General features: G+C 60.8%; 21 protein-coding genes and 1 pseudogene. 7 read left to right on the top strand and 15 right to left on the bottom strand.

What is annotated here, in order from left to right; all coding sequences use genetic code 11:
* Both KGA97_RS15060 and pmbA read right to left on the bottom strand, forming a co-directional pair.
* Positions 1-179, bottom strand: a pseudogene (locus KGA97_RS15060) (FagA protein); the annotation flags it as partial.
* Positions 180-417: 238 nt separating this feature from the next.
* Positions 418-1764 carry a metalloprotease PmbA gene (gene pmbA, locus KGA97_RS15065; protein ID WP_008026894.1) on the bottom strand — a complete coding sequence of 449 codons (1347 nt, stop codon included), beginning with the start codon at positions 1762-1764 and terminating at the stop codon, positions 418-420.
* A gap of 108 nt (positions 1765-1872) precedes the next feature.
* On the opposite strand from pmbA, the gene yjgA reads away from it, so the two are divergent.
* Positions 1873-2397: a ribosome biogenesis factor YjgA gene (yjgA, locus tag KGA97_RS15070; protein ID WP_008026892.1), complete on the top strand. Its 525-nt coding sequence runs from the start codon at positions 1873-1875 to the stop codon at positions 2395-2397.
* Positions 2398-2445: 48 nt separating this feature from the next.
* Here the strand turns inward: yjgA and tldD are convergent, their stop codons facing one another.
* The 8 genes from tldD to mreB all read right to left on the bottom strand — a co-directional run bounded on the left by tldD (position 2446) and on the right by mreB (position 13804).
* Positions 2446-3888: a metalloprotease TldD gene (gene tldD / locus KGA97_RS15075; protein ID WP_008037402.1), complete on the bottom strand. Its 1443-nt coding sequence runs from the start codon at positions 3886-3888 to the stop codon at positions 2446-2448.
* Positions 3889-3906: 18 nt separating this feature from the next.
* Complete coding sequence (locus KGA97_RS15080) at positions 3907-4755, bottom strand: carbon-nitrogen hydrolase family protein (RefSeq protein WP_008037403.1); 849 nt, start codon at positions 4753-4755, stop codon at positions 3907-3909.
* Positions 4756-4950: 195 nt separating this feature from the next.
* Entirely contained in the window at positions 4951-8754 is a 3804-nt protein-coding gene (locus KGA97_RS15085; protein ID WP_008037404.1) for a YhdP family protein, read from the bottom strand.
* A 75-nt stretch (positions 8755-8829) separates the two neighbouring features.
* Positions 8830-10287 (bottom strand): ribonuclease G, encoded by a 1458-nt coding sequence (gene rng, locus KGA97_RS15090; protein WP_008037406.1) that lies wholly within the window; start codon positions 10285-10287, stop codon positions 8830-8832.
* 57 nt (positions 10288-10344) lie between these two features.
* Entirely contained in the window at positions 10345-10941 is a 597-nt protein-coding gene (locus KGA97_RS15095) for a Maf family protein (RefSeq protein WP_008037408.1), read from the bottom strand.
* Between the two features lie 44 nt (positions 10942-10985).
* Complete coding sequence (gene mreD / locus KGA97_RS15100) at positions 10986-11477, bottom strand: rod shape-determining protein MreD (protein ID WP_008037410.1); 492 nt, start codon at positions 11475-11477, stop codon at positions 10986-10988.
* On the bottom strand, positions 11477-12628 hold the full coding sequence (gene mreC / locus KGA97_RS15105; protein WP_081500181.1) for a rod shape-determining protein MreC: 1152 nt from the start codon (positions 12626-12628) through the stop codon (positions 11477-11479). Before mreC ends, mreD begins: the two co-directional genes overlap by 1 nt.
* Positions 12629-12766: 138 nt before the next feature.
* Positions 12767-13804, bottom strand: coding sequence for a rod shape-determining protein MreB (gene mreB, locus KGA97_RS15110; RefSeq protein WP_002555108.1), 1038 nt, complete (start codon positions 13802-13804; stop codon positions 12767-12769).
* 214 nt (positions 13805-14018) lie between these two features.
* Between mreB and gatC the strand changes: the two genes are divergently transcribed.
* From gatC to KGA97_RS15140, 6 genes are all read left to right on the top strand, one after another.
* Positions 14019-14306 carry an Asp-tRNA(Asn)/Glu-tRNA(Gln) amidotransferase subunit GatC gene (gene gatC / locus KGA97_RS15115; RefSeq protein ID WP_008026876.1) on the top strand — a complete coding sequence of 96 codons (288 nt, stop codon included), beginning with the start codon at positions 14019-14021 and terminating at the stop codon, positions 14304-14306.
* A 16-nt stretch (positions 14307-14322) separates the two neighbouring features.
* Positions 14323-15774 (top strand): Asp-tRNA(Asn)/Glu-tRNA(Gln) amidotransferase subunit GatA, encoded by a 1452-nt coding sequence (gene gatA, locus KGA97_RS15120; RefSeq protein ID WP_008026874.1) that lies wholly within the window; start codon positions 14323-14325, stop codon positions 15772-15774.
* A gap of 10 nt (positions 15775-15784) precedes the next feature.
* Positions 15785-17230: an Asp-tRNA(Asn)/Glu-tRNA(Gln) amidotransferase subunit GatB gene (gatB, locus tag KGA97_RS15125; protein WP_008026871.1), complete on the top strand. Its 1446-nt coding sequence runs from the start codon at positions 15785-15787 to the stop codon at positions 17228-17230.
* 142 nt (positions 17231-17372) lie between these two features.
* Positions 17373-17744, top strand: a complete 372-nt coding sequence (locus tag KGA97_RS15130) for a septal ring lytic transglycosylase RlpA family protein (protein WP_008037420.1) — start codon at positions 17373-17375, stop codon at positions 17742-17744.
* A 50-nt stretch (positions 17745-17794) separates the two neighbouring features.
* Positions 17795-18856 (top strand): calcium/sodium antiporter, encoded by a 1062-nt coding sequence (locus KGA97_RS15135; RefSeq protein WP_008037426.1) that lies wholly within the window; start codon positions 17795-17797, stop codon positions 18854-18856.
* Positions 18853-19233: a carboxymuconolactone decarboxylase family protein gene (locus tag KGA97_RS15140; RefSeq protein ID WP_008026864.1), complete on the top strand. Its 381-nt coding sequence runs from the start codon at positions 18853-18855 to the stop codon at positions 19231-19233. The genes KGA97_RS15135 and KGA97_RS15140 overlap by 4 nt, the downstream gene beginning before the upstream one ends.
* 108 nt (positions 19234-19341) lie before the next feature.
* Here the strand turns inward: KGA97_RS15140 and KGA97_RS15145 are convergent, their stop codons facing one another.
* From KGA97_RS15145 to kdgD, 5 genes are all read right to left on the bottom strand, one after another.
* Positions 19342-20283, bottom strand: coding sequence for an AEC family transporter (locus KGA97_RS15145; protein ID WP_223481015.1), 942 nt, complete (start codon positions 20281-20283; stop codon positions 19342-19344).
* Positions 20284-20457: 174 nt separating this feature from the next.
* Complete coding sequence (gene garD, locus KGA97_RS15150) at positions 20458-22011, bottom strand: galactarate dehydratase (protein WP_008037432.1); 1554 nt, start codon at positions 22009-22011, stop codon at positions 20458-20460.
* An 11-nt stretch (positions 22012-22022) separates the two neighbouring features.
* Complete coding sequence (locus KGA97_RS15155) at positions 22023-23483, bottom strand: MFS transporter (protein WP_192227815.1); 1461 nt, start codon at positions 23481-23483, stop codon at positions 22023-22025.
* Between the two features lie 60 nt (positions 23484-23543).
* Complete coding sequence (locus KGA97_RS15160) at positions 23544-24989, bottom strand: aldehyde dehydrogenase family protein (RefSeq protein WP_008026857.1); 1446 nt, start codon at positions 24987-24989, stop codon at positions 23544-23546.
* A gap of 59 nt (positions 24990-25048) precedes the next feature.
* The gene (gene kdgD / locus KGA97_RS15165) at positions 25049-25960 is read right to left on the bottom strand and encodes a 5-dehydro-4-deoxyglucarate dehydratase (protein ID WP_008026855.1); all 912 of its coding nucleotides are present in this window, start codon (positions 25958-25960) and stop codon (positions 25049-25051) included.
* Between the last annotated feature and the right edge of the window lie 237 nt (positions 25961-26197).

A 26197-nucleotide genomic window follows, 5' to 3' on the forward strand; every position in this document is an offset into this window, starting at 1 on the left:
CGGAAAGAGGTTTCAGCGATGGTCCAGGGTGAAGTCGCCGTGCAACACGCCAGATACCGGCCTTCGGCCAGGTAGTGGTCGATCAGGCGCGGCTCGTCAGGGTCCATCCCGCAACGGATCTGGCGACTCATCCAGCGCCAGCTTTCGAGGTAAGGCTGCTCGTGCAAGGCAGAACTCATGATCCGGGGCTCACTCGTTAATGAGATTTATTATTAGATGATAATGAGAACCAAAACAAGCCCGAGCATGGTCCCTTGTAGGAGCCGGCTTGCTGGCGATTGCGATCTGGCATTCAACATCGATGTCGACTGATTGACCGCAATCGCCAGCAAGCCGGCTCCTACAGGTGTGTTATGCGGGCACAAAAAAAGGCGCGCCACCCGATGGGTGACGCGCCTTTTGTGTAGCGGTCGCGGGTTAGCTGCCTGCGACTGTCATCCGCTCGATCAGCACCGAACCTGTGCGAATGTTGCTGCGCAATTCCAGGTCGTTACCCACCGCAACGATCTGCTTGAACATGTCGCGCATGTTGCCGGCGATGGTCACTTCCTGGACGGCGAACTGGATTTCGCCATTCTCGACCCAGTAACCCGCCGCGCCACGGGAGTAATCGCCCGTGACCATGTTCAGGCCCTGGCCCATCAGCTCGGTGACCAGCAAGCCACGGCCCATGCGGCGCAGCAACGCCGCCTGATCTTCATCGCCATGGGTGACGAACAGGTTGTGCACGCCGCCGGCGTTGGCCGTGCTCGGCATGCCGAGTTTGCGACCGGAATAGGTGCCGAGGATGTAGGACACCAACTCGCCTTTTTCGACGAACGGTTTGGCGTAGGTCGCCAGGCCATCGCCGTCAAACGCCGAGCTGCCCATTGCACGCATCAAATGCGGACGCTCATCGATGGTCAGCCATTCCGGGAACAGCTTCTGACCCAAGGTCCCTTCAAGGAACGACGATTTGCGATACAGACTGCCGCCGGAAATCGCCGAAAGGAAACTGCCGAACAAGCCACCGGCCAGCTCAGCGGAAAACAATACCGGTACTTCACAGGTCGGCACCGGACGCGCGCCCAGTCGGCTCGCCGCCCGCTGCGCGGCACGCTGGCCGATGCTCGCCGGGTCGGCCAGCAAGTTGCCCTGGCGATTGACGTCGTACCAGTAATCACGCTGCATCTGGCCGTCGGCTTCGGCGATCATGACGCAGCTCAAGCTATGACGAGTCGATGCATAGCCGCCGATAAAACCGTGGCTGTTGCCGTAAACGCGGCAGCCCTGATGCGTGCTGAGGGTGGTGCCGTCGGCGTTCTTGATCCGGCTGTCGGTGGCAAATGCCGCAGCTTCACAGCTCAGTGCCATCTCGATGGCTTGTTCCGGTGTGATGTCCCACTGATGGAACAGGTCGAAATCCTGTAGATCCTTGGCCATCAGAGCGGCATCCGCCAGACCGGCAGCTTCGTCTTCGGAGGTATGTTTAGCGATGGCCAGCGCCGCAGCGACGGTTTCACGAATCGCTTCAGGACCGCTGGCCGAGGTGCTGGCCGAGCCCTTGCGCTGCCCGACGTACAAGGTGATGCCAAAGCCCTGATCGCGGTTGAATTCGACGGTTTCGACCTCGCGCTGACGCACCGATGTGGACAGGCCCTGCTCCAGGGACACCGCCACTTCACAGGCACTGGCGCCCTGACGCTTGGCTTCAGCGATGATCTGCTCGACTTGTTCTTGCAGTGCCGGCAACGCTTGTGGGCCGACGCTTTCAACTGCACTCATGCTGTTCTCCACTCAAATTCTGCTTTCGGTAAAGGCCTTCGAGCGACCGGGCCGGACAAGCGGCCCCCGACTGGTTATCATGGCGGCGTTTCTTTGCGGACGGCCACCATGGTTGATTCTTACGACGACTCCCTCGATACGGGAGAAAAAAGCAAATCCCAGGTTAAACGCGAGCTGCATGCTCTGGTTGACCTCGGCGAACGCCTTACAACGCTCAAGCCTGACTTGCTGGCAAAACTCCCGTTGACCGACGCTCTGCGCCGGGCTCTGGGCGATGCGCCCAAGCACACCGCGAATATCGCGCGTAAACGGCACCTTATGTTCATCGGCAAACTGATGCGCGATCAGGACACTGACGCCATTCTGACTTTGCTCGATCAACTCGATGCCTCCACCCGGCAGTACAACGAACGTTTCCATGGCCTGGAACGCTGGCGCGATCGCTTGATCGCGGGCGACGATGCAGTCCTGGAGAAGTTCGTGCTCGACTACCCGGAGGCTGATCGTCAGCAGTTGCGCTCCCTGATCCGTCAGGCCCAGCACGAACTGGCGACCAACAAGCCACCGGCATCGAGCCGTAAAATCTTCAAGTACATCCGTGAGCTGGACGAGACTCAACGCGGTCTGCGTTGAATCTCTTCTCGGGTGAGCCGCCACGCGGCTCACCCGAAGCTCCATCCCTTACGATCCTGTACCACCCACAGTGATCGCATCGATTTTCAGCGTTGGCTGGCCGACACCCACCGGCACCGACTGCCCATCCTTGCCGCACGTGCCCACGCCGCTGTCCAGCGCCAGGTCATTACCGACCATCGACACCTTGCTCATCGCTTCAGGCCCGTTGCCGATCAACGTCGCGCCTTTGACCGGCGCCGTAATCTTGCCGTCTTCGATCAGGTACGCCTCGCTGGTGGAGAACACGAACTTGCCGCTGGTGATGTCCACCTGGCCGCCGCCAAGGTTGGCGCAGTAGATGCCGCGCTTCACCGAGGCGATGATTTCCGCCGGATCGCTTTCGCCCGCCAGCATGTAGGTATTGGTCATGCGCGGCATTGGCAGGTGCGCGTAGGACTCACGGCGACCGTTGCCGGTGCGGGCGACGCCCATCAGGCGCGCGTTGAGCTTGTCCTGCATGTAGCCTTTGAGTACGCCGTTTTCGATCAGCGTGGTGCACTCGGTCGGGGTGCCTTCGTCGTCGACGCTCAACGAACCGCGACGACCGGCCAGCGTGCCGTCATCGACGATGGTGCAGAGCTTGGACGCAACCATCTCGCCCATACGGCCACTGTAAGCGGAGCTGCCCTTGCGGTTGAAATCGCCTTCCAGACCGTGACCGACCGCTTCGTGCAACAGCACACCGGACCAGCCCGAACCCAACACCACCGGCAACGTACCGGCCGGTGCCGGAATGGCTTCGAGGTTGACCAGCGCCTGACGCAACGCTTCACGGGCGTAGCCCATGGCGCGGTCGTCGCTGAGGAAATAACGGTAATCGGTACGTCCGCCGCCGCCATGGCCGCCGCGCTCGCGGCGACCGTTCTGCTCGACGATGACGCTGACGTTGAAGCGCACCAGCGGCCGCACATCCGCCGCCAGGCTGCCGTCGGTGGAGGCCACCAGAATGCGCTCCCAGACGCCGGCCATGCTCACCGTGACTTGCTGAATACGCGGGTCGAGAGCGCGAGTCGCGACATCGATGCGTTTGAGCAGTTCGACTTTCTCGGCGCGGGTCATCACTTCCAGTGGGTTGTCCGGCCCGTACAACTGGGCGACGTCCTGGGTGGTGAAGGCCTGCACCGTGCCGTTCTGCCCGGCGCGGGAGATCGAGCGCGCAGCACGGGCCGCAGCGCCAAGGGCTTCGAGGGTAATGGCATTGCTGTAGGCAAAACCGGTTTTCTCACCCGATTGCGCGCGCACGCCAACGCCCTGGTCAAGGTTGAAACTGCCTTCCTTGACGATGCCGTCTTCCAGGGCCCAGGACTCGGAAATCTGCCCCTGGAAATACAGGTCGGCGGCATCGATGCCCGGGCCGGCCAGATCGCCGAGCACACCTTGCAGGCTTTCGATGGTAACGCCGCCGGGCGCCAGGAGGTGTTCACTGACTGAGGACAACAACTCGCTCATATGCTTTACGCCTTAAATTCATCGTTCTGAGGCAGGTCGCCGGGCGCCCTGCGAGAAAAAGCGCCGGTGACTGGACACCGGCATCCGCGCCCGGATGGACGCCTGTTCGCTGCTATCGCGTTCGGCCAGCAGCACGGCCTCGCCTTGATCCTGTTGCGCCAGCACTCGACCCCACGGGTCGACAATTGCGGCATGCCCCCAGGTTTCTCGCGGCCCCGGATGCGTTCCACCCTGGGCAGCCGCGAGCACATAACACTGGGTCTCAATGGCCCGCGCGCGAATCAGTACATCCCAATGCGCCGCACCGGTCACCGCAGTAAAGGCCGACGGCGCGGTAATCAACTCCGCCCCGGCAGCGCGTAATTCGCTGTACAGCTCCGGGAAGCGCAGGTCGTAACAGACCGTCAGGCCGACTCGACCGACGGGCGTGTCCACGACCACCACGTCACTGCCATAAGCATAGTCATCGGACTCACGATAACGCCCACGGTTGTCCGCCACGTCCACGTCGAACAAGTGCAGCTTGTCGTAGCGTGCCACCGTTTCGCCCTGATCATTGACCAGCAGCGAGCAGGCATGCACTTTCGCCGCTGGCTGATCCGCCGGCGGCAACGGCAATGTGCCGGCCACTATCCATAACTTGAGGTCGCGGGCGGTCTGTTTCAACCAGGGCAGGATCGGACCTTCGCCCAACGCTTCGGCGCGGCCGATGTCAGCGATGTCGCGTCGGCCCATGGCGGCGAAGTTTTCCGGCAGCACGGCAAGCTTTGCGCCCCCGACGGCCGCTTGTTCAAGCAGCCGACGGGCCTGGGCCAGATTGGCCAGCACGTCGCTCTGGCTGACCATTTGAATCACCGCTACAGACATGGCCTTCCCTTTACCTGGAAATCAATAGATACCCCGTAGGAGCGAGGCTTGCCCGCGAAAGCGTCGTTCCTGACACACCTCGGTGGGTCGGTTCGCGGGCAAGTCGGGTCGCCGCATCGCTCGCTCCTACAGAGATTAGCGTCGGAGCATTAGAGCCTAGGGCCATGCTACTCCATAGGCTTGGGGAGTGGCTTTTCAAAAAGGTTTGTCGAAGGTGATTTTCGGCTCTTTCCACGGGCCTTTGACGGTGTATTTCACGCTGGCGAAACGTGCCACGCGGTCACCGATCAGCTTGTCGATCAGGAACAGCGCCCCACCGATGGCCGGTGCACCGACAATCAGCGCGGCAATCGGCAAGTTGTTGGTAACCGGCAAGGTCACCAGCAGTTTCGCATCGATCTGATCACCCACCAGGTCCAGCGTGCCATTGAGCTCGACATTGCTCGACGGACCGGTCAGCAGAATCGGCTCACGGGTCACGTAAACGCCGTTGGTCCCGACCAGCAGGCCTTTGACCCGGTCGTAACTCAAGCCTTTGCCAAACAGATCGGAGAAGTCCAGCCGCAAGCGCCGGCCGATGGAGTTGAAGTTGAGCAGGCCAAACACCCGCAACGCCTGAGCGCCACCCTCGACTTCAACGAACTGGCCTTTGTTCAGCGACGCATCAAGCGTCCCGGAGAAGCGCTTGGTGGCCAGCCAGGCCGGTGAACCGGGCCAGCGACCGTCGACATCCATATGAAACTCTTCGCTGGTGACACTGGGCGCAAAGCCCCAGCCTTTCAGCACATCCGCCAGATTCTTGCCGCTGACCCGGCCCTTGTACCAACTGGTGGAAGCACCAGGCGCGCCTTCCCAGCCGCCGCTGCCCTGCAACAGAAGGCCCTTGAGGCCCAGATCCAGCGTATTGAGCGCGATGCCTTTGGCGGTCGGACGCACTTTCAGCGACCAGCCCCCTACCAGATCCTGCCCCTGGAACAGTTGATTGATGGTGATATCCAGCGCCGGGATCTTCGTCGGATCCACGGAGGCCAATGGATCCGGCGAATTTTCATCGGCCAAAACCGTTGGGTCCGGTGCCGGCAAACGCACGTATTGCAGATTGATCGCAATCGGTGCGCCTTTCGCATCGGGGATACCGGCGGTGCCCTTGACCTGTTGGCTGTCGAGTTGCAGGGCCCATGCACTCGGCTTTCGGTTCAACTGCACCGAGGCCTGATCAAGCGTGGTACCGATGCCGCTGAGCTTGCCAACCTTGAAATCCGCGCCGCTGAGCAACTGCTTGGCGCTGCCGCCCGGATCCTGGCCGGCATACTTGTCCACCAGATCCTTCCACGGGCCGACATCCAGCTCCGACAGCACGCCGCGCACCCGCAGGCCTTTGCCGCCTGGCAATACGGCATCGCCACCACCGAGGAACAGTTCACCGCGACCGTCGGCAAAACTGCCGGCCGGCGCTGCAAACGTGAAGCTGGCCAATTCGCCGTACTTGACCCAGTAACGCCGTTCCGGCCCTTGCAGGGTCATGCGGAACGTCGTATCGCGCCCCACGTCGGCCGCCATGCCGAACGGCGCCGGCAAATCGACGGCCACGCCTTTGAGGCTGGAATTGACCATCAACTGGCTGTCTGCGCCATCCAGGTTCAGTTGCAACTGATACGGGATCAAACCAGAGACCGGCAACGGCTGCGTGACACTCAGCCAGTCAGTCAGCTTTTTGACCTCGACCTGGCCGGAAGCGGTGACGCGCGTCTTGATGTCGCCTGGACTGCCATCGGCGAAAATCTGTGCGGTGACGGGTTTGTCAAAGGCACGAGCGGTGATGTTCTGCCCACTCAAACCTTTGGTGCTGTCGAAGCGGAAATCGCCCTTCAACTGAGTCAGTTCAAGGACTGGCTCGGCCAGTTTCAAGCGCGCCTTGGCGGTCTTGAAGTCGACGAGGATATTCGGCTGTTCGCCTTTGGCCAGCGGAATATCCAGTTTCAGCTTTCCCTTCAGCTCGCCCTCGCCTTCCCATCCGGCGAAGGTGGCGGCGGTGCCGATCGGCGCTTCCTGGAGAATTTTCAGGCCATCGCCCAACCCGCCAGCGAAAGCGCCATCGAGCAACAGGTGAGGGTTTTGCCCGGCGGGCGCGTGGGGAATATTGACGTAAATATCGCTGACTTGTGTGTCGAGCAACTGACCTTTGCTGGCCAGAATCCGCACGCCACTGTCTTCGATGAACACGTCGCCAGTGACCTTGCTGACATGCGGCCAACCCGGCTGGAACGCCAGCTCGGCATCGTGAACCTTGAAGAACAGGCTGATGCTGCGCGCGGTGTCGGCGGCGCCATGGTTCAGCGAGCCTTGATACTGGAAGAAGCCCTGGTCCACCGCGCCCTTGAGAATCGCCGTACGCAACCATTCGTCCAGCGCCGGGCTGAGCACTTCGGGCAGGTACTTGGCGGTGTACTTGCCATCGCCCTCCACCAGGCCGACCCGCAGGTCCATGTAGTCTTCCTGGGTGTGATCGAAATGCAGGCGGATCAGGAAGTCGCCGGCAATCTTGCCCTCTTCGCCCAGCACCTTCAGGTACGGCGCGATCAGGGTGAAACCTTCTTTGTCGAGCTTCCAGGTCAAACGGGCGTTGGCCTGAATGTATTGCCATGGCTTGGCGAATATCGGGTCCAGGTGCAGGGAAAAATCCTTGCTGTCCATGCGCAGTTCGCCGTGACCCAGATCACCGCTGATGCTGCCGCTGACATTCCGTGCTGCCGGGGCACCGTGATAGGCATCAAAGCCGACCCGGTCGAGGTTGGCGGCAAAACTGACCTTGCTGTCGTCGGTGGCGTTGGGCCGGATGTCGACCAGCACGTTACGCAAACCACCCGTCACCTTGAGCCGCTCGACGGCGGTGGCGAGGCCTTCGGGCAATGGCCCCAAGGCATTCAGCAGCGGAGTCAGCGGGGTGAGGTCGAGGCGGTCGGCTTGCAGATGCCAGAGCTCTTCGGTCGTGTCGGTGGCCAGGCTCTGTTTGAGTTGCAGGTGCGATTCCCAGCGGGTCTCACCGAAGTTCATGGACAGCGAGTCCACCGTCACCAGAAAGCCTTCAGCACTGCGCTGGAAATAACTGTTGAGCGCCAGGTTGTTGATCTGGATCGGCTTGCGCTCGGCGTAGGCGCCCTTGAGTTGCGGCGCGTTCAAGCGGATCGCGGCGCTTTGCAGAGCGCCCTTATCCCAGTTGACCCAGAGTTCGCCACCGGCCTTGATCTCGGAAAAATTCCATTGCTGGGTCACACGCTCGGGCAGCCATTTCGACCAGTCGCTTTGCGGCAGGCTCAGGTACGCATCCGCTGCACCGTCCTGCCACTGACTGGCGCTAATGCGGGTGCGCACGCTCATGGCGACCGGCTGGCCGTCGGGCAGGGTCAGCCGTGCGTCGAGTCGCTGCCGGGAGACGCCGGTTTTCAGATTCAGGCCAACGTAGGTCAAGGTCAGCGGCGGGTGATCCAGTGGCTGCAAGGTCACTTGGCTGTCGAGCACCGACAACTGCTGGACCATCTGCATGCGATTGAGCAGTTGTTCCGGATCCAGCGGCTGATCCTGCTGCACCGGCAAGCCTTCCAGCGCCCAATGACCGTCCTCGCCTTCCTTGAGGCTGATCTTCAGACCGTTGAGTTCCAGATGAGCGATGCGCAGTTCACGGGCCGCCAGGCTGGCCCAGAGGTCCGGCACCGCGCGCACCTGATCCAGACGCAGGGCATTGGCGCCCTCGCCGACCATCACGTCGTGAGCCAGCAGAATCGGCGCGAAGCCACTCCAGTTGCCTTCCAGCTCACCTATATGCAGCGGCATGCCCAGGGCAGCGCCGGCTTTGGTTTCGACTTCGGCCCGGTACTCGGCCACCAGCGGCGCCAGCTCGCGACCGAGACTGACGTAAAGCGCCATCATCACCAAAGCCAACGCGCACAGGCCCAGACCCCAGCGGGTCAGTGCGGCCAAAATGCGTGTCAGACGGTCCATGTCAGTTGGCTCCCATGGCAAAATTACTGCAAAAAGCTGAGGCCAGCTGTTCTAGTCGGGTTGAAACACAGCGATTCAGAGCAGCACCACGTCGTATTGTTCCTGGGAATACATGGTTTCCACCTGGAACCGAATGGTGCGTCCGATAAATCCTTCCAGCTCGGCGACGTTGCCCGACTCTTCATCGAGCAAGCGGTCGACGACTTTCTGATTCGCCAATACACGATAGCCTTCCGCCTGATAGGCGCGAGCCTCACGGAGGATTTCGCGGAAAATTTCGTAGCAGACCGTTTCCGGTGTCTTGAGCTTGCCGCGCCCCTGGCAACTGTTGCACGGCTCGCACAGTACTTGTTCGAGACTTTCGCGAGTGCGCTTGCGGGTCATCTGCACCAGGCCCAACTCGGTGATGCCGATAATGTTGGTCTTGGCGTGGTCGCGCTCCAGTTGTTTCTCCAGCGTGCGCAGCACCTGACGCTGATGCTCTTCGTCTTCCATGTCGATGAAGTCGATGATGATGATCCCGCCCAGGTTGCGCAGGCGCAGCTGGCGAGCAATGGCGGTCGCGGCTTCGAGGTTGGTCTTGAAGATGGTTTCTTCAAGGTTGCGATGACCGACGAACGCCCCGGTATTGACGTCAATGGTGCTCATGGCTTCCGCCGGGTCCACCACCAGGTAACCGCCAGACTTCAGCGGGACTTTGCGCTCGAGGGCTTTCTGGATTTCGTCTTCGACGCCGTACAGGTCGAAGATCGGCCGCTCGCCCGGATAATGCTCCAGGCGATCAGCGATTTCCGGCATCAGTTCGGCCACGAACTGCGTGGTTTTCTGGAAGGTTTCCCGGGAGTCGATGCGGATCTTCTCGATCTTCGGGCTGACCAGGTCGCGCAAAGTGCGCAATGCCAGGCCAAGGTCTTCGTAAATCACGCTCGGCGCGCTGATGGTTTTGATCTGCTCGTTGATCTGATCCCAGAGCCGGCGCAGGTAGCGGATGTCCATGAGGATCTCATCGGCCCCGGCGCCTTCGGCGGCGGTACGCAGGATGAAACCACCGGCTTCCTTGATGCCTTCCGTGGCCACGCAATCGGTGACCACTTGCTTGAGGCGCTCGCGCTCGGCTTCGTCTTCGATCTTCAGGGAAATGCCGACATGCGCGGTACGCGGCATGTACACCAGATAACGCGAAGGTATTGATAGTTGTGTGGTCAGGCGCGCGCCTTTGGAACCGATCGGGTCCTTGGTGACTTGCACGACCAGGCTTTGGCCTTCATGAACCAGCGCGCTGATGCTTTCGACCGCAGGGCCTTCGCGCAGGGAAATTTCCGAGGCATGAATGAACGCAGCGCGGTCCAGACCAATGTCGACGAATGCCGCCTGCATGCCCGGCAACACCCGCACGACTTTGCCTTTATAGATGTTGCCGACGATACCGCGTTTTTGCGTGCGTTCGACGTGGACCTCTTGCAGGACACCGTTTTCAACCACCGCCACGCGCGATTCCATCGGCGTGATGTTGATCAGGATCTCTTCACTCATGGCAGGGTCTCGTTCAGGCATGTTCACGATAATGGCCGCATCTTGTCAGTACGACGCTCAGCGCGCGTTAAGGGTTTGCCAACAGGGTATGCCGAAATGGCCAAGCAGCTCAGCGGTTTCGCACAGCGGCAATCCGACCACCGCCGAGTAGCTGCCATTGAGCCCGGCGACAAACACCGCGCCCAGTCCTTGAATGCCATAGCCACCCGCCTTGTCCCGAGGTTCGCCGCTGGCCCAGTAGGCTGCCGCTTCATTGAGATCAATGGGGCGAAAACGCACCAGGCTGCGCACAACACGAGACTCGCAACGCTCACCGTCAAGCACGGCAATGGCGGTCAGCACTTCATGTTCTTGTCCTGCCAACATCATAAGCATGGCGCACGCGTCGGCTTCGTCCACCGGTTTGCCGAGAATTTTGCCGTTGAGCACTACGGCGGTATCAGCGCCCAGCACGCAAAAATCGGCGTCGGACACGACCGCGCCACGCCCGGCTTCAGCCTTGCCGCGCGCAAGACGCTCGACATAGGCCGACGGCGATTCATGGTTCAAAGGGGTTTCATCGATGTCCGCGCTGATGGCGGAGAACGGCACGCCGATCTGCGTAAGCAGCTCACGCCGACGCGGCGAGCCTGAGGCGAGGAATAGCTGTTTCATCAAGACAACTCCCTTGTCATGGTGTGGGCAAATGCCTGACCGAATCAGTTAATTTTGTAACGTCGACGCAGACCGCGCAAACCGAAGCTGATCCACGGCCAGAGCAACGCGCTGACCAGTGCCGGCAAGACCAGCGCCAGCGTAGGCTGACGATTGCCGGTCAGGGCGCTGAGCCACAGCTGAACAAGCTGCGCGAGGCCGAAGATCACCAGGATCACCAGGCTCTGTTGCCACATCGGGAACATCCGCAGCCGCTGTTGCAGCGACAGCACCAGGAACGTGATAAGCGTCAGGATCAGTGCGTTCTGGCCCAGCAGCGTGCCGTAAAGCACATCTTCGGCCAGGCCCAGGCACCACGCGGTGACCATGCCGACTTTCTGCGGCAGGGCCAACGCCCAGAACGCCAGCAGCAAGGCGAGCCATAGCGGGCGAAGGATTTCCATGAATTGCGGCAGCGGCGAAACGCTGAGCAACATGCCGATGGCGAACGTCAGCCAGATCATCCAGCCATTTCGGGAGGCGGTAGCACCGACCATTATTCTCTTCCCCCAGTGGTAGCCGGTGCAGAGACAGGCGGTTTGGCAGCGGGCTTCACGACAGCGGGTTGTGTCGCCGGTGGTTTGGCGGCGGGTGCAGTCGCGGGCGGCTTGGCGGCGGCAGGGTGTGCGGCAGCGGGTTTGACCGGGGTTGTGGCAGCAGGCTTGGCCGGGGTCGCAGCAGGTGCAGTCGCTGGAACGGCGGCGGCAGCAGCAGGTGCAATCACCGCAGCAGGTTTCGGCACGGTGGCGGGAATGATTGGCCCGCCGCCTTGCGCATCGAGGTTTTCCTGAGCCTGAGCGGCGTCGTTTGCACGCTCTTCCGGTGTACGCGTATCGCTGAACACCAGCAACAGGTAACGGCTACGGTTCAAGGCAGCGGTCGGCACGGCGCGGACAATGGCAAATGGCTGGCCGGAATCGTGAATCACTTCCTTGACCGTCGCCACCGGGTAACCCGCCGGGAATCGCTGGCCGAGACCGGAGCTGACCAGCAAGTCGCCTTCCTTGATGTCCGCCGTGTCGGCCACGTGACGCAGTTCCAGACGTTCCGGGTTGCCGGTGCCGCTGGCAATCGCTCGCAGTCCGTTACGGTTCACTTGCACCGGGATGCTGTGGGTGGTGTCGGTGAGCAACAGCACACGGGAGGTGTACGGCATCAACTCGACCACCTGGCCCATCAGGCCACGGGCATCGAGCACCGGCTGACCGAGGACCACACCGTCGCGCTCACCTTTATTGATGATGATGCGATGGGTGAAGGGGTTGGGGTCCATGCCGATCAACTCGGCCACTTCGACCTTCTCGTTGACCAGCGCGGAGGAATTGAGCAACTCGCGCAGCCGAACGTTCTGCTCGGTGAGGGCGGCAAGCTTTTGCATGCGACCCTGCAGCAGCAGGTTTTCGGTCTTGAGTTTTTCGTTTTCGGCGACCAGCTCGGTACGGCTGCCAAACTGGCTGGCCACACCTTGCCATAGCCGCTGCGGCAGGTCGGTGATCCAGTAAGACTGCATCAGCACCAGCGACATCTGGCTACGCACTGGCTTGAGCAGTGTGAAGCGGGCATCGACCACCATCAGCGCGACCGATAGCACGACCAGCACCAACAAGCGCACGCCCAGTGAAGGCCCTTTGGTGAAAAGCGGTTTAATAAGCCGCTCCTCCCAGGCAAATGTTTTCTTTATTCATACGGCAGACCGGCCTGGATACAGACTGACAGAAGGTAAACGCAAACAGGCAGCACTGCAAAGTGCCGCCTGCGCGCTCAACAGCATAGTTGCATCGGGCGATCACTCGCTCGACAGCAGATCCATGGTGTGTTTATCCATCATTTCCAATGCGCGGCCACCGCCGCGAGCAACGCAGGTCAGCGGGTCTTCGGCAACGATCACCGGCAGACCGGTTTCCTGGGCCAGCAACTTGTCGAGGTCACGCAGCAAGGCGCCACCACCGGTCAGTACCAGGCCACGCTCGGCGATGTCGGAAGCCAGCTCCGGAGGCGATTGCTCCAGTGCGCTTTTAACAGCCTGAACGATAGTGGCCAGGGACTCTTGCAGAGCTTCCAGCACTTCATTGGAGTTCAGGGTGAATGCGCGTGGAACGCCTTCGGCCAGGTTACGGCCGCGAACGTCGACTTCGCGAACTTCGCCGCCCGGGTAGGCAGTACCGATTTCCTGTTTGATGCGCTCGGCGGTGGATTCGCCGATCAGGCTGCCGTAGTTGCGACGCACGTAGGTGATGATCGCTTCGTCGAAGCGGTCGCCGCCAACCCGTACGGATTCGGCGTAAACCACACCGTTCAGGGAGATCAGTGCGATTTCAGTGGTACCACCACCGATATCCACCACCATCGAACCGCGTGCTTCTTCAACCGGCAGGCCGGCACCGATCGCAGCCGCCATCGGCTCTTCAATCAGGAACACTTCACGTGCGCCGGCACCAAGGGCCGATTCACGGATGGCACGACGCTCAACCTGAGTGGATTTGCACGGAACGCAGATCAGCACACGAGGGCTAGGCTGCAGGAAGCTGTTTTCGTGAACCTTGTTGATAAAGTATTGCAGCATCTTTTCGCAGACGCTGAAGTCGGCAATGACGCCATCCTTCATCGGACGAATGGCGGCAATGTTGCCCGGCGTACGGCCGAGCATGCGCTTGGCCTCGGTGCCGACAGCAACGACACTTTTCTGGTTACCGTGTGTCCGAATAGCCACAACCGATGGCTCATTCAGGACGATTCCGCGCTCGCGCACGTAAATAAGGGTGTTGGCAGTGCCCAGGTCAATGGAAAGATCGCTGGAAAACATGCCACGCAGTTTCTTGAACATGGGAAAGGGACCCTAGGCAACGCGTGGGTAAAAAAGTGCGGCAAACTCTAACAACGACAGGGATTTTGGGCAAGGCGCCAATATGTTAAATTGGCCGCTTTTCTGTGCACCAACCCCCACAATCGCGGCCTTATGACCGTAGAAATGCGGTAGTGTTCCGACAATCTAACACACGGATAGCATCCGTTCTGTTTTCCTTCCACTGGAGAATCCCATGACGCTTGAACGCTCCGACGTGGAAAAAATCGCTCATCTGGCCTGTCTGGGCCTCAATGATGCCGATCTTCCACACATCACTTCGGCCCTGAACAGCATTCTGGGACTGGTCGACGAAATGCAGGCGGTCAATACCGACGGTATCGAGCCGCTCGCCCACCCACTGGAAGCCAGCCAGCGCCTGCGTGCAGACGTCGTGACCGAGACCAATCATCGCGAGGCCTATCAGTCCATCGCACCAGCGGTCGAAAACGGCCTGTACCTGGTTCCGAAAGTCATCGACTAAAGGGAAAGAGCCTGCAATGCATCAATTGACTCTGGCCGAGATCGCCCGCGGACTCGCCGATAAAAAGTTTTCTTCCGAAGAGCTGACCAAAGTCCTGCTGGCGCGCATCGCCCAGCTCGATCCACAGCTCAACAGTTTCATCAGCCTCACCGAAGACCTGGCGCTCCAGCAGGCGAAAGCCGCTGACGCACGCCGTGCCAATGGTGAGAGCGGCGCCCTGCTCGGCGCGCCGATCGCCCATAAAGACCTGTTCTGCACCCAGGGCGTGCGCACCAGCTGCGGCTCGAAGATGCTCGACAACTTCAAGGCACCGTACGACGCCACCGTCGTCGCCAAACTGGCAGCCGCCGGCGCGGTGACCCTGGGCAAGACCAACATGGACGAATTCGCCATGGGTTCGGCCAACGAGTCGAGCTACTACGGCGCGGTGAAAAACCCGTGGAACCTGGAACACGTGCCGGGCGGTTCGTCCGGTGGTTCGGCGGCGGCCGTTGCCGCTCGTCTGTTGCCAGCCGCGACCGCCACCGACACCGGCGGCTCGATCCGCCAGCCGGCCGCGTTCACCAACCTCACCGGCCTGAAACCGACCTACGGTCGCGTTTCGCGCTGGGGCATGATCGCTTACGCGTCCAGCCTCGATCAGGGCGGCCCGCTGGCGCGCACTGCCGAAGACTGCGCGATCCTGCTGCAAGGCATGGCCGGTTTCGACAGCAATGACTCCACCAGCATCGACGAGCCCGTGCCGGATTACAGCGCCAGCCTCAACGATTCGCTGAAAGGCCTGCGCATCGGTGTGCCGAAGGAATACTTCAGCGCCGGTCTCGACCCGCGTATCGCCGAGTTGATCCAGAACAGCATCAAGGAGCTGGAAAAGCTCGGTGCCGTGATCAAGGAAATCAGCCTGCCGAACATGCAGCACGCGATTCCTGCGTACTACGTGATCGCCCCGGCAGAAGCGTCTTCCAACCTGTCGCGTTTCGACGGCGTGCGTTTCGGCTATCGCTGCGAGGACCCGAAAAACCTGGAAGACCTGTACAAGCGTTCCCGTGGCGAAGGTTTCGGTGCAGAAGTGCAGCGCCGGATCATGGTCGGCGCCTACGCGCTGTCGGCCGGCTACTACGACGCCTACTACCTGAAGGCGCAGAAGATTCGTCGCCTGGTGAAAAACGACTTCATGGCGGCTTTCAATGAAGTCGACATCATCCTCGGCCCAACCACGCCGAACCCGGCCTGGAAGCTTGGCGCCAAGAGCAGCGACCCGGTCGCTGCCTACCTGGAAGACGTCTACACCATCACCGCCAACCTCGCCGGCCTGCCGGGCTTGTCCATGCCCGCCGGTTTCGTCGATGGCCTGCCGGTCGGCGTGCAACTGCTCGCCCCGTATTTCCAGGAAGGTCGCCTGTTGAACGTTGCCCATCAGTATCAGTTGAACACTGACTGGCACACCCGCACCCCAACCGGCTTCTGAGGAGAAACACATGCAATGGGAAGTCGTGATCGGGCTGGAGATTCATACCCAGCTCACCACCCGGTCGAAAATCTTTTCCGGTAGCTCCACCACTTTCGGTTCCGAGCCGAACACCCAGGCCAGCCTGGTTGACCTCGGCATGCCTGGCGTCTTGCCAGTGCTGAACCAGGAAGCGGTGCGCATGGCCGTGATGTTCGGCCTCGCTATCGATGCCGAGATCGGCCAGCACAACGTGTTCGCCCGCAAAAACTATTTCTACCCGGACCTGCCCAAGGGCTACCAGATCAGCCAGATGGAATTGCCGATTGTCGGCAAGGGCCACCTGGACATCGCCCTTGAAGACGGTACGGTCAAACGCGTTGGCATCACCCGCGCGCACCTGGAAGAAGACGCCGGTAAAAGCCTGCACGAAGAGTTCAACGGTGCCACCGGCATCGACCTGAACCGCGCCGGCACGCCGCTGCTGGAAATCGTTTCCGAGCCGGACATGCGCAGCGCCAAGGAAGCCGTGGCTTACGTCAAGGCTGTCCACGCGCTGGTGCGCTACCTGGGCATCTGCGACGGCAACATGGCCGAAGGTTCGCTGCGTTGCGACTGCAACGTGTCGATCCGTCCGAAAGGCCAGGCTGAGTTCGGCACGCGTTGCGAGATCAAGAACGTCAACTCGTTCCGCTTCATCGAGAAGGCGATCAACACCGAAGTGCAGCGTCAGATCGAACTGATCGAAGACGGCGGCAAGGTGATCCAGCAGACTCGCCTGTACGACCCGAACAAGGACGAAACCCGTCCGATGCGCAGCAAAGAGGAAGCCAACGACTACCGTTACTTCCCCGATCCGGACCTGCTGCCGGTGGTCATCGAGAACTCGTTCCTCGACGACGTGCGCGCCACCCTGCCGGAATTGCCACCGCAGAAACGCGAGCGTTTCCAGGAGCAGTTCGGTCTGTCGGTCTACGACGCCAGCGTCCTGGCCACCAGCCGCGAGCAAGCCGATTACTTCGAGAAAGTCGCGAGCATTGGCGGCGACGCCAAACTGGCGGCCAACTGGGTCATGGTTGAACTGGGCAGCCTGTTGAACAAACAAGGCCTGGACATCGATCAGTCGCCGGTTTCGGCCGAGCAACTGGGCGGCATGCTGCTGCGCATCAAGGACAACACCATCTCCGGCAAGATCGCCAAAGTGGTGTTTGAAGCGATGGCCAATGGCGAAGGCAGCGCAGACGAGATCATCGACAAGCGCGGCTTGAAGCAAGTGACCGATACCGGCGCGATCTCGGCGGTGCTGGACGAAATGCTCGCGGCCAACGCCGAGCAAGTCGAACAATACCGCGCGGCAGACGAAGCCAAACGCGGCAAGATGTTCGGCTTCTTCGTCGGCCAGGCCATGAAAGCCTCCAAAGGCAAGGCCAACCCGCAACAGGTCAACGAACTGCTGAAAAGCAAGCTCGAAGGCTGATGAGCATGGAGCCAGATGTTACGCCTGGCTCAAATCCTTGTAGGAGCAAGCTTGCTCGCGATGGTGTGTCAGTCGACATTGATGTAGCTGACACACCATCGCGAGCAGGCTCGCTCCTACAGTTGTTTGTGGGAGCTTTACAATGAAACGTCTACTGGGGGCCTGCGCCCTGTTGTCTTTACTGGCCGGTTGCGCCAGCACCGATGTCGTCGATCCTCACGGTTACGACCAGACAGGCGTGGCGTCCTACTACGGCGCCAAACACCAGGGCAAACGCACCGCCAGTGGTGAACGTTTCGACAAAAATTCCATGACCGCTGCCCACCGCCAACTACCCTTTGGTACGCGGGTGAAGGTCACCAATCTGAAAAACGACAAATCCTGTGTAGTCCGCATCAATGATCGCGGGCCGCACACTCGCGGGCGCCTGATCGACTTGTCTCACGAAGCCGCCGAGCAACTGGGCATGATCAAAAGCGGCACCGCACGGGTTCGCGTGCAAGCCCTCGACTGACTCACGGAGCCCCGACCATTTTCGGACTTGCCGACTTACCCCTGCTCAGCGTGATTGAACTGCTCAGCGGCCTGGTTCTACTGATCGCCGGTGCCGAACTGATGGTGCGCGCCGCCGTGCGCGTGGCCGCGCGACTGCACGTTCGACCGTTGATCATCGGCCTGACCATCGTCGCCCTCGGCAGCAGCGCACCACAGATGGCCGTCAGCCTGCAAGCCACGCTGGCGCAGAACGCCGACATCGCCGTCGGCAGCGTGATCGGCAGCAGCATCTTCAACATCCTCGTCACCCTCGGGCTTTCGGCGCTGATCATCCCGCTGCGGGTCTCGCGGCAACTGGTGCGCCTGGATATTCCACTGATGATCGGCGCCAGCCTGCTGGTGTTCGTCCTGGCATGGAATGAAGAACTGACCCGGGTCGACGGCGTCCTGCTATTGGCGGCGCTGATGGTGTATCTGGGCCTGCTGCTGCGCCAGTCGCGGCATTCGGCGCGCCCACAAACGAGCCCGCATGAAGGCCCTGAAGTTCCGTGGTTCAGCAGCCTGCTGATGATCGTCGCGGGCCTGGCGATGCTGATCTACGCCGGGCATTTGCTGCTGGGCGCCGCGGTGTCGGTCGCCACGGACCTGGGGCTGTCGGAACGGATCATCGGCCTGACAATCGTCGCCGTCAGCACCTCCCTGCCGGAACTGGCGACCTCGTTGATCGCGGCATTGCGCGGCCAGCGCGACATCGCCGTAGGCAACGTGATCGGCAGCAACCTGTTCAACCTGTTGGGCGTGCTGGGCGTTACCGCACTGATCGCGCCGTCGCCGCTGTCAGTCTCGCCCAACGCGCTGGATTTCGACTTGCCGGTGATGCTCGGCGTCGCGGCGCTGTGCCTGCCGGTGTTCTATTCCGGCTACCGGGTGACCCGCGCCGAAGGTCTGCTGTTTTTGGGTTTGTACCTGGCTTACGGCCTGCACGTGGTGTCGTTCACCACCGGCATGCCGCTGGCCGGCAAGCTTGAACACCTGATGCTGTTTTTCGTCCTGCCGGCGCTGTTGGCGTTTTTGCTGTTCACGTCGCTGCGCGCCTGGCGTCGCCAACACCACAAGAAGGAATTGCCATGACCGACAATAAAAAAACCGGCGTTGAAGTCCGCCGCCAAGTGATGGGCGACGCGTTCGTCGATCGCGCATTGGGCAATGCCACCGAGTTCACCCAGCCGTTGCAGGATTTCGTCAATGAACACGCCTGGGGCAGTGTGTGGAGTCGCGAAGGGTTGCCGCTGAAAACCCGCAGCCTGATCACCCTCGCCGCGCTGACCGCGTTGAAGTGCCCGCAGGAATTGAAAGGCCACGTGCGCGGCGCACTGAACAATGGCTGCACCGTGGAAGAGATCCGCGAGGCACTGCTGCATTGCGCGGTGTATGCCGGTGTGCCGGCGGCGATCGATGCGTTTCGGGCGGCGCAGGAAGTGATCGATAGCTATCAGAAGCCGGAGTAAGCAGGTCCGCCGCTTTCGCGGGCAAGCCTCGCTCCTACAGAAGATCACCGAACCTGTAGGAGCGAGGCTTGCCCGCGAATGGATCTAAAGCGCACAGAGAATCTGAAGCTAGATCCACCCACCCCACTGCAACAAAAAGATCCCGATATTGGTGGTCACCGCCGCCATCAGCGTGGTGATCACAATGATCGCCGCCGCCAGCTCATGATTGCCATCGGCCTGACGCGCCATGACAAAACTGGCCGCCGCGGTCGGGCTGCCGAAGTACAGGAACAGAATCCCCAACTCCGCCCCGCGAAAACCCCAGAGCCATGCGCCCAGCGTCGCCAGCACCGGCAGGCCGATCATCTTCACCAGGCTGGAGCTGAGCGCCATGTTGCCGCTTTTGCGCATCGCCGCCAGCGACAGCGTGCCGCCGATGCAGATCAACGCCAAGGGCAACGTGGTTTGCGCCAGGTACTGCCCGGACTTCTCCAGCCAGCCCGGCAAGACAATATTGAAATATGCAAACGGCGCCGCCGCAAACACGCTGATGATCAGCGGGTTGTTCATCACGCTTTTGCAGATACTCCACGGGTCGGACTTGATCACCGGGCTGTACACCGCCAGCACAATGGTCGACAGCGTGTTGTAAAACAGGATCACCAGTGCCGCGAGAATCGCGCCGAGGGAAATTCCGTAATCGCCGTACATGCTCGCTGCCAGCGCGAGGCCGATAACGCCGTTGTTGCCGCGAAACGCACCCTGGGTGTAAATCCCGCGGTCTTCACGCGGGCACTTCCAGATCGCCCAGCCCCAGGCGATGGCGAAGCTGACCAGCGTGGCAATCGAAAAATAGATCAGCAGCGACGGTTGCAGCGCGGCGTGCAAGTCGGCATGCAGGATGCCCAGAAACAGCAACGCCGGCATGGTGACGTTGAACACCAGAGCCGACGCTGTGTGGATGAAATTGTCGTTGATCCAGTTGATGCGCTTGAGCAGCACGCCCAGAAACAGCATGGCAAACACCGGCGCGGTGATGTTCAGGGTTTCGAGGAAGATAGCCAGCATGCCGGGGGTCACCTTGGGTGGGCGTCGTTAGGGGGCTAATGATAAGCCACCCAAGACGTTGGCGTCTGGTAGAAAGCCTTCGCGGGCAAGCCTCGCTCCTACAGAAGATCACCGGACCTGTAGGAGCGAGCGGTGCGGCGACCCGACTTGCCCGCGAAGAACGATGACGCGGTCTTACGTGATCGGCGCCGGGTTGAACAGGGTAATGTCGTTATGCAGCTTGTGCCGCTCCGACCACGTCTGTTTCTTCCCGCTGGCCACGTCCAGGTAGTAGTGAAACAACTCCCACCCGAGATCCTCGATCGACGCCCGTCCAGTCGCAATCCGCCCGGCATCGATGTCGATCAGGTCCGGCCAGCGCTGCGCCAGTTCGGTCCGGGTCGACACCTTCACCACTGGCGCCATCGCCAGGCCATACGGCGTGCCACGCCCGGTGGTGAACACGTGCAGGTTCATCCCGGCCGCCAGTTGCAACGTCCCGCAGACAAAATCGCTGGCCGGGGTCGCGCAGAAAATCAGGCCTTTGCGCTTGAAGCGCTCGCCAGGACCCAGCACGCCGTTGATCGCGCTGCTGCCGGATTTGACGATCGACCCAAGGGACTTCTCGACAATGTTCGACAACCCGCCCTTCTTGTTGCCCGGCGTGGTGTTGGCGCTGCGATCCGCTTCACCCTTGGCCAGGTAACGGTCGTACCAGTCCATTTCCCGCACCAGTTCCTGAGCGACTTCCTCGGTTTCGGCGCGGGACGTCAGCAGGTAAATCGCGTCGCGCACTTCGGTGACTTCGGAAAACATCACCGTCGCACCGGCGCGCAGCAACAGGTCAGAGGCGTAACCCAGCGCCGGGTTGGCGGTGATGCCGGAGAACGCATCGCTGCCACCACACTGCATGCCGAGAATCAGTTCGGACGCCGGCACGGTTTCCCGGCGACGTTGATCGAGCTTCTTCAAACGGGTCTCGGCCAGGGCCATGATCTGCTCGATCATTTCGGTGAAACCGTGACTCGAATCCTGCAAGCGATACAGCCACGGATCGCTCAAATCCACCGAGCTGTCGTTCTCGTGCATCACCTGCCCGGCCTGCAATTTCTCGCAGCCCAGACTGATCACCAGCGCTTCGCCGCCCAGGTTCGGGTTGCGCGCCAGGTTACGCACGGTGCGGATCGGGATGTACGCATCCGTCGCGGTGATTGCCACGCCGCAGCCGTAGCTGTGAGTCAACGCGACCACGTCATCGACGTTCGGATACTTGGGCAGCAACTCGTCCTTGATGCGCTTGACCGCATGATCCAGAACGCCGGTGACGCACTGCACCGTGGTGGTAATCCCGAGAATGTTGCGCGTGCCGACGGTGCCGTCGGCGTTGCGATAACCCTCGAACGTAAAGCCTTCCAGCGGTGCCTGCGCCGCCGGCACTTCGGTGGACAGCGGCAAGCTGTCCAGCGGTGGCGCGGTGGGCATGCGCAGTTGATCTTCCTTGACCCAACTGCCGCGCGGAATCGGCTGCAACGCGTAGCCAATGGTCTGGCCGTAACGAATCACCTGACCGCCCTCGGGAATGTCCTCGAGGGTGACCTTGTGGCTCTGCGGCACGAAGTCCACGGTGACCAGGCCATCGGGAAACTCGGTGCCCGCCGGCACGCCCTGATCGTTGACCACGATCACGACGTTGTCTCGCTCGTGCAGACGGATGTAGCGCGGCGAGTCGGAATGTTCAATCAACTGCATGACGCCGCTCCTCAGGAATGCGCTTGTGACAATTTGTTGTTTGTTTCAGGGCCGCTGACCGGTGGCTCTTTGAGCACCACACGTTTGATCGGGCCAACGATCACCAGGTAGCTGAACACTGCAACCAGTGCGTTGCAACCGACAAACACCAGCGCCCACTTGAACGAACCGGTGGAGCTGATGATGTAGCCGATGACGATCGGCGTGGTAATCGACGCGATGTTGCCGAAGGTGTTGAACAGGCCACCGCTGAGACCGGCGATCTGTTTTGGCGAGGTGTCGGACACCACGGCCCAACCCAGTGCACCCACGCCTTTGCCGAAGAATGCCAAGGCCATGAAGCCGACGACCATCCATTCAACATCGACATAGTTGCAAGCCACGATGCTGCTGGAAACCAGCAAGCCCGCGATGATCGGCGCCTTGCGAGCGAAGGTCAGTGAATGGCCCTTGCGCAGCAGGTAGTCGGAAATCACCCCGCCGAGCACACCACCGATGAAACCGCAGATCGCCGGCAACGAGGCGATGAAACCGGCCTTGAGGATGGTCATGCCGCGTTCTTGCACCAGGTACACCGGGAACCAGGTCAGGAAGAAGTAGGTGATGCCGTTGATGCAGTATTGGCCCAGGTACACGCCGAGCATCATGCGGTTGGTCAGCAACTGGCGGATGTAGTCCCACTTCGGACCGTCGCTTTTTTTGCCTTTGCCTTTGTCCTGGTCCATGTCGACCATGCCGCCGTTGTCGGCGATGTGTTTGAACTCGGCGTCGTTGATCATCGGGTGCTGGCGCGGGCTGTAGATCACCTTCAGCCAGATGCCCGAGAAGATGATGCCGATCACGCCCATCACGATGAACACGTGCTGCCAGCCGAAGCTGTAGACGATCCAGCCCATCAGCGGTGCGAACAACACGGTGGCAAAGTATTGCGCCGAGTTGAAGATCGCCGAGGCGGTGCCGCGTTCAGCGGTCGGGAACCAGGCGGCCACGATGCGTGCGTTACCGGGGAAGGATGGCGCTTCGGCCAGGCCCACCAGGAAGCGCAGCATGAACAGCGCAACCACTGCCGTGGACATGCCGAACTCGCCGACATAGCCCTGCAGCACGGTGAACAATGACCAGGTGAAAATGCTCAGCGCATAGATTTTTTTCGAGCCGAAACGGTCCAGCAGCCAGCCACCGGGAATTTGCCCGGCCACGTAGGCCCAACCGAATGCGGAGAAGATGTAACCGAGGGTGACCGCGTCGATGCCGAGGTCTTTTTGCAGGCTGGAGCCGGCGATTGCGATGGTTGCCCGGTCGGCGTAGTTGATCGTGGTCACCAGAAAAAGCATGAGCAAAATCAAATAGCGGACGTGGGTCGGCTTGGTCGCTTGCATGTAGATGTACTCCCACTGATTATTTTTATGCGGGTAATAACGGTTTTGTTTTTTGTGGGAGCTGGCCTGCCAGCGATGCGGACACTTCGGTATGTCAGTCACACCGCGGTGATGCCATCGCTGGCAGGCCAGCTCCCACAGGTATTGCGTGAATCAGGAACCGATGTAGGAGGTCTTCACAACCGTGTAGAACTCTTGCGCGTAGCGACCTTGCTCGCGGGAACCATAGGATGAACCTTTACGCCCACCGAATGGAACGTGGTAATCCACGCCCGCCGTCGGCAGGTTGACCATCACCATCCCGGCCTGGGAGTGGCGTTTGAAGTGGTTGGCGTACTTCAGCGACGTGGTGGCGATGCCCGCCGACAGACCGAATTCGGTGTCGTTGGCCATGGCCAGTGCAGCGTCGTAATCCGCCACGCGAACGATGTTGGCCACCGGGCCGAAGATCTCTTCGCGACTGATGCGCATCGCCGCTTCGCTGTCGGCAAACAGCGTAGGCGCGAGGTAGTAGCCTTCGGTGTCGCAGGTCACCAGACCGCCGCCGCTGACCAGACGTGCACCTTCGGACTGGCCGATGTCGATGTACTTCATGTCCTGTTCAAGCTGAGCTTGCGAGACCACCGGTCCAATGTCGGTGCCGGTTTTCAGCGCGTGGCCGACCTTGATCGACTTCATGCGCTCGGCCATCGCTTCGACGAACTTGTCGTGGATGCCGGCAGTGACGATGAAGCGGCTGGAAGCGGTGCAACGCTGGCCGGTGGAGTAGAACGCGCTCTGTACCGACAGTTCGACCGCTTGCTTGAGGTCGGCGTCGTCGAGAATGATCTGCGGGTTCTTGCCGCCCATTTCCAGCTGAACCTTGGCCTGGCGCGACACGCAGCTGACGGCGATCTGACGACCGACACCGACGGAACCGGTGAAGCTGATGCCATCGACTTTCGGGCTCTGAACCATTGCATCGCCAACCACGCGACCGCTGCCCATCACCAGGTTGAACACGCCGGCCGGGAAGCCTGCGCGGGAGATGATTTCAGCCAGCGCCCAGGCGCAACCCGGCACCAGATCCGCCGGTTTCAGCACGACGCAGTTGCCGTAGGCCAGGGCCGGGGCGATTTTCCACGCAGGGATGGCGATCGGGAAGTTCCACGGGGTGATCAGACCGACCACGCCCAAGGCTTCGCGAGTGACTTCGACGTTGACGCCCGGACGTACCGACGGCAAGTAGTCGCCGGACAGACGCAGGGTTTCACCGGCGAAGAACTTGAAGATGTTACCGGCGCGGGTCACTTCGCCGATGGCTTCAGGCAGGGTCTTGCCCTCTTCCCGAGCCAGCAAGGTGCCGAGCTCTTCGCGGCGAGCGAGGATTTCAGTACCGACTTTATCCAGCGAGTCGTGGCGGGCTTGAATGCCCGAGGTCGACCAGGCCGGGAACGCAGCGCGAGCGGCGTCGATGGCGGCGTGGACCTGGGCCAGATCAGCCTTGGCGTATTCACCGATGGTGTCGGTCAGTTCGGACGGGTTGATGTTGGCGCAGTATTCACTGCCGGCAACCCATTCACCGTTGATGTAGTTATCAAAACGCTTTGTATCAGCCACAACAATCTCCTCACGCAAAAGGCCGCTGATTGCTCAGCGGCCTTGTTTAATCGGGTGTGTTACTGCGCACCTTGCTTGTCGATCAGCGCGGCGAGCATTTCGTACTCTTCGCCGGTCAGATCGGTCAGCGGCGCACGCACAGGACCTGCGTCATAGCCGGCAATTTTTGCACCCGCCTTGACGATGCTCACCGCGTAACCGGATTTGCGGTTACGGATGTCCAGGTACGGCAGGAAGAAGTCGTCGATGATCTTGCCGACGGTGGCGTGATCTTCGCGAGCGATGGCGTGGTAGAAATCCATCGCGGTTTTCGGGATGAAGTTGAACACCGCCGAGGAGTAAACCGGTACGCCCAAGGCCTTGTAGGCAGCGGCGTAGACTTCGGCGGTCGGCAAACCACCCAGGTAGCTGAAACGATCACCGAGGCGACGACGGATCGACACCATCAACTCGATATCGCCCAGGCCATCCTTGTAGCCGATCAGGTTCGGGCAGCGTTCGGCCAGGCGTTCCAGCAGCGGCGCGGTCAGGCGGCAGACGTTACGGTTGTAAACCACCACGCCGATCTTCACCGATTTGCACACGGCTTCAACGTGGGCGGCAACGCCGTCCTGGCTGGCTTCGGTCAGGTAGTGCGGCAGCAGCAACAGGCCTTTGGCGCCCAGACGCTCGGCTTCCTGTGCGTATTCGATGGCTTGACGGGTCGAACCGCCAACGCCGGCCAGAATCGGCACGCTGGTTTCGCAGGTGTCGACGGCAGTCTTGATGATTTCCGAATATTCGCTGGCCGCCAGGGAGAAGAACTCACCGGTGCCGCCTGCGGCGAACAGAGCCGAGGCGCCGTATGGGGCCAGCCATTCGAGACGCTTGATGTAGCCCGCGCGATTGAAGTCGCCCTGAGCATTGAAATCGGTAACCGGGAAAGACAACAGACCGGAAGAGAGGATGGACTTCAGTTCTTGTGGATTCATTATTCGAACACCCTGGGTAGCAACGTTTGTTTATGTGTGTGTGAGAAAACCGTTCAGCCTGCGCCGAAGTTGTAGGTCATCGTACAACTTAAAAAACAACCGTCAACTGCATTTCATCGCCGCACCCAAAATTTATGCGTCGGAAAAGTATTTTCTTGACGTAGGAAAGATCTCCTCTATGCTCTGAACAACTGTATATACATACAGTTATCTTGAAACATACCGACGACATATCAA

Source organism: Pseudomonas sp. BF-B-15 (genome assembly GCF_019946675.1).
GTDB lineage: Bacteria > Pseudomonadota > Gammaproteobacteria > Pseudomonadales > Pseudomonadaceae > Aquipseudomonas > Aquipseudomonas migulae.

What these genes read in the sequence shown, in the direction of transcription:
- mreD (WP_008037410.1), bottom strand. Translation starts at nt 11,477, where the DNA reads ATGGTCGGTGCTACCGCCTCCCGAAATGGCTGGATGATCTGGCTGACG.
- KGA97_RS15145 (WP_223481015.1), bottom strand. Translation starts at nt 20,283, where the DNA reads ATGCTGGCTATCTTCCTCGAAACCCTGAACATCACCGCGCCGGTGTTT.
- garD (WP_008037432.1), bottom strand. Translation starts at nt 22,011, where the DNA reads ATGCAGTTGATTGAACATTCCGACTCGCCGCGCTACATCCGTCTGCAC.
- KGA97_RS15080 (WP_008037403.1), bottom strand. Translation starts at nt 4,755, where the DNA reads ATGTCTGTAGCGGTGATTCAAATGGTCAGCCAGAGCGACGTGCTGGCC.
- gatA (WP_008026874.1), top strand. Translation starts at nt 14,323, where the DNA reads ATGCATCAATTGACTCTGGCCGAGATCGCCCGCGGACTCGCCGATAAA.
- KGA97_RS15130 (WP_008037420.1), top strand. Translation starts at nt 17,373, where the DNA reads ATGAAACGTCTACTGGGGGCCTGCGCCCTGTTGTCTTTACTGGCCGGT.
- kdgD (WP_008026855.1), bottom strand. Translation starts at nt 25,960, where the DNA reads ATGAATCCACAAGAACTGAAGTCCATCCTCTCTTCCGGTCTGTTGTCT.
- KGA97_RS15095 (WP_008037408.1), bottom strand. Translation starts at nt 10,941, where the DNA reads ATGAAACAGCTATTCCTCGCCTCAGGCTCGCCGCGTCGGCGTGAGCTG.
- tldD (WP_008037402.1), bottom strand. Translation starts at nt 3,888, where the DNA reads ATGAGCGAGTTGTTGTCCTCAGTCAGTGAACACCTCCTGGCGCCCGGC.
- pmbA (WP_008026894.1), bottom strand. Translation starts at nt 1,764, where the DNA reads ATGAGTGCAGTTGAAAGCGTCGGCCCACAAGCGTTGCCGGCACTGCAA.
- gatC (WP_008026876.1), top strand. Translation starts at nt 14,019, where the DNA reads ATGACGCTTGAACGCTCCGACGTGGAAAAAATCGCTCATCTGGCCTGT.
- KGA97_RS15140 (WP_008026864.1), top strand. Translation starts at nt 18,853, where the DNA reads ATGACCGACAATAAAAAAACCGGCGTTGAAGTCCGCCGCCAAGTGATG.
- rng (WP_008037406.1), bottom strand. Translation starts at nt 10,287, where the DNA reads ATGAGTGAAGAGATCCTGATCAACATCACGCCGATGGAATCGCGCGTG.
- gatB (WP_008026871.1), top strand. Translation starts at nt 15,785, where the DNA reads ATGCAATGGGAAGTCGTGATCGGGCTGGAGATTCATACCCAGCTCACC.
- KGA97_RS15085 (WP_008037404.1), bottom strand. Translation starts at nt 8,754, where the DNA reads ATGGACCGTCTGACACGCATTTTGGCCGCACTGACCCGCTGGGGTCTG.
- mreB (WP_002555108.1), bottom strand. Translation starts at nt 13,804, where the DNA reads ATGTTCAAGAAACTGCGTGGCATGTTTTCCAGCGATCTTTCCATTGAC.
- yjgA (WP_008026892.1), top strand. Translation starts at nt 1,873, where the DNA reads ATGGTTGATTCTTACGACGACTCCCTCGATACGGGAGAAAAAAGCAAA.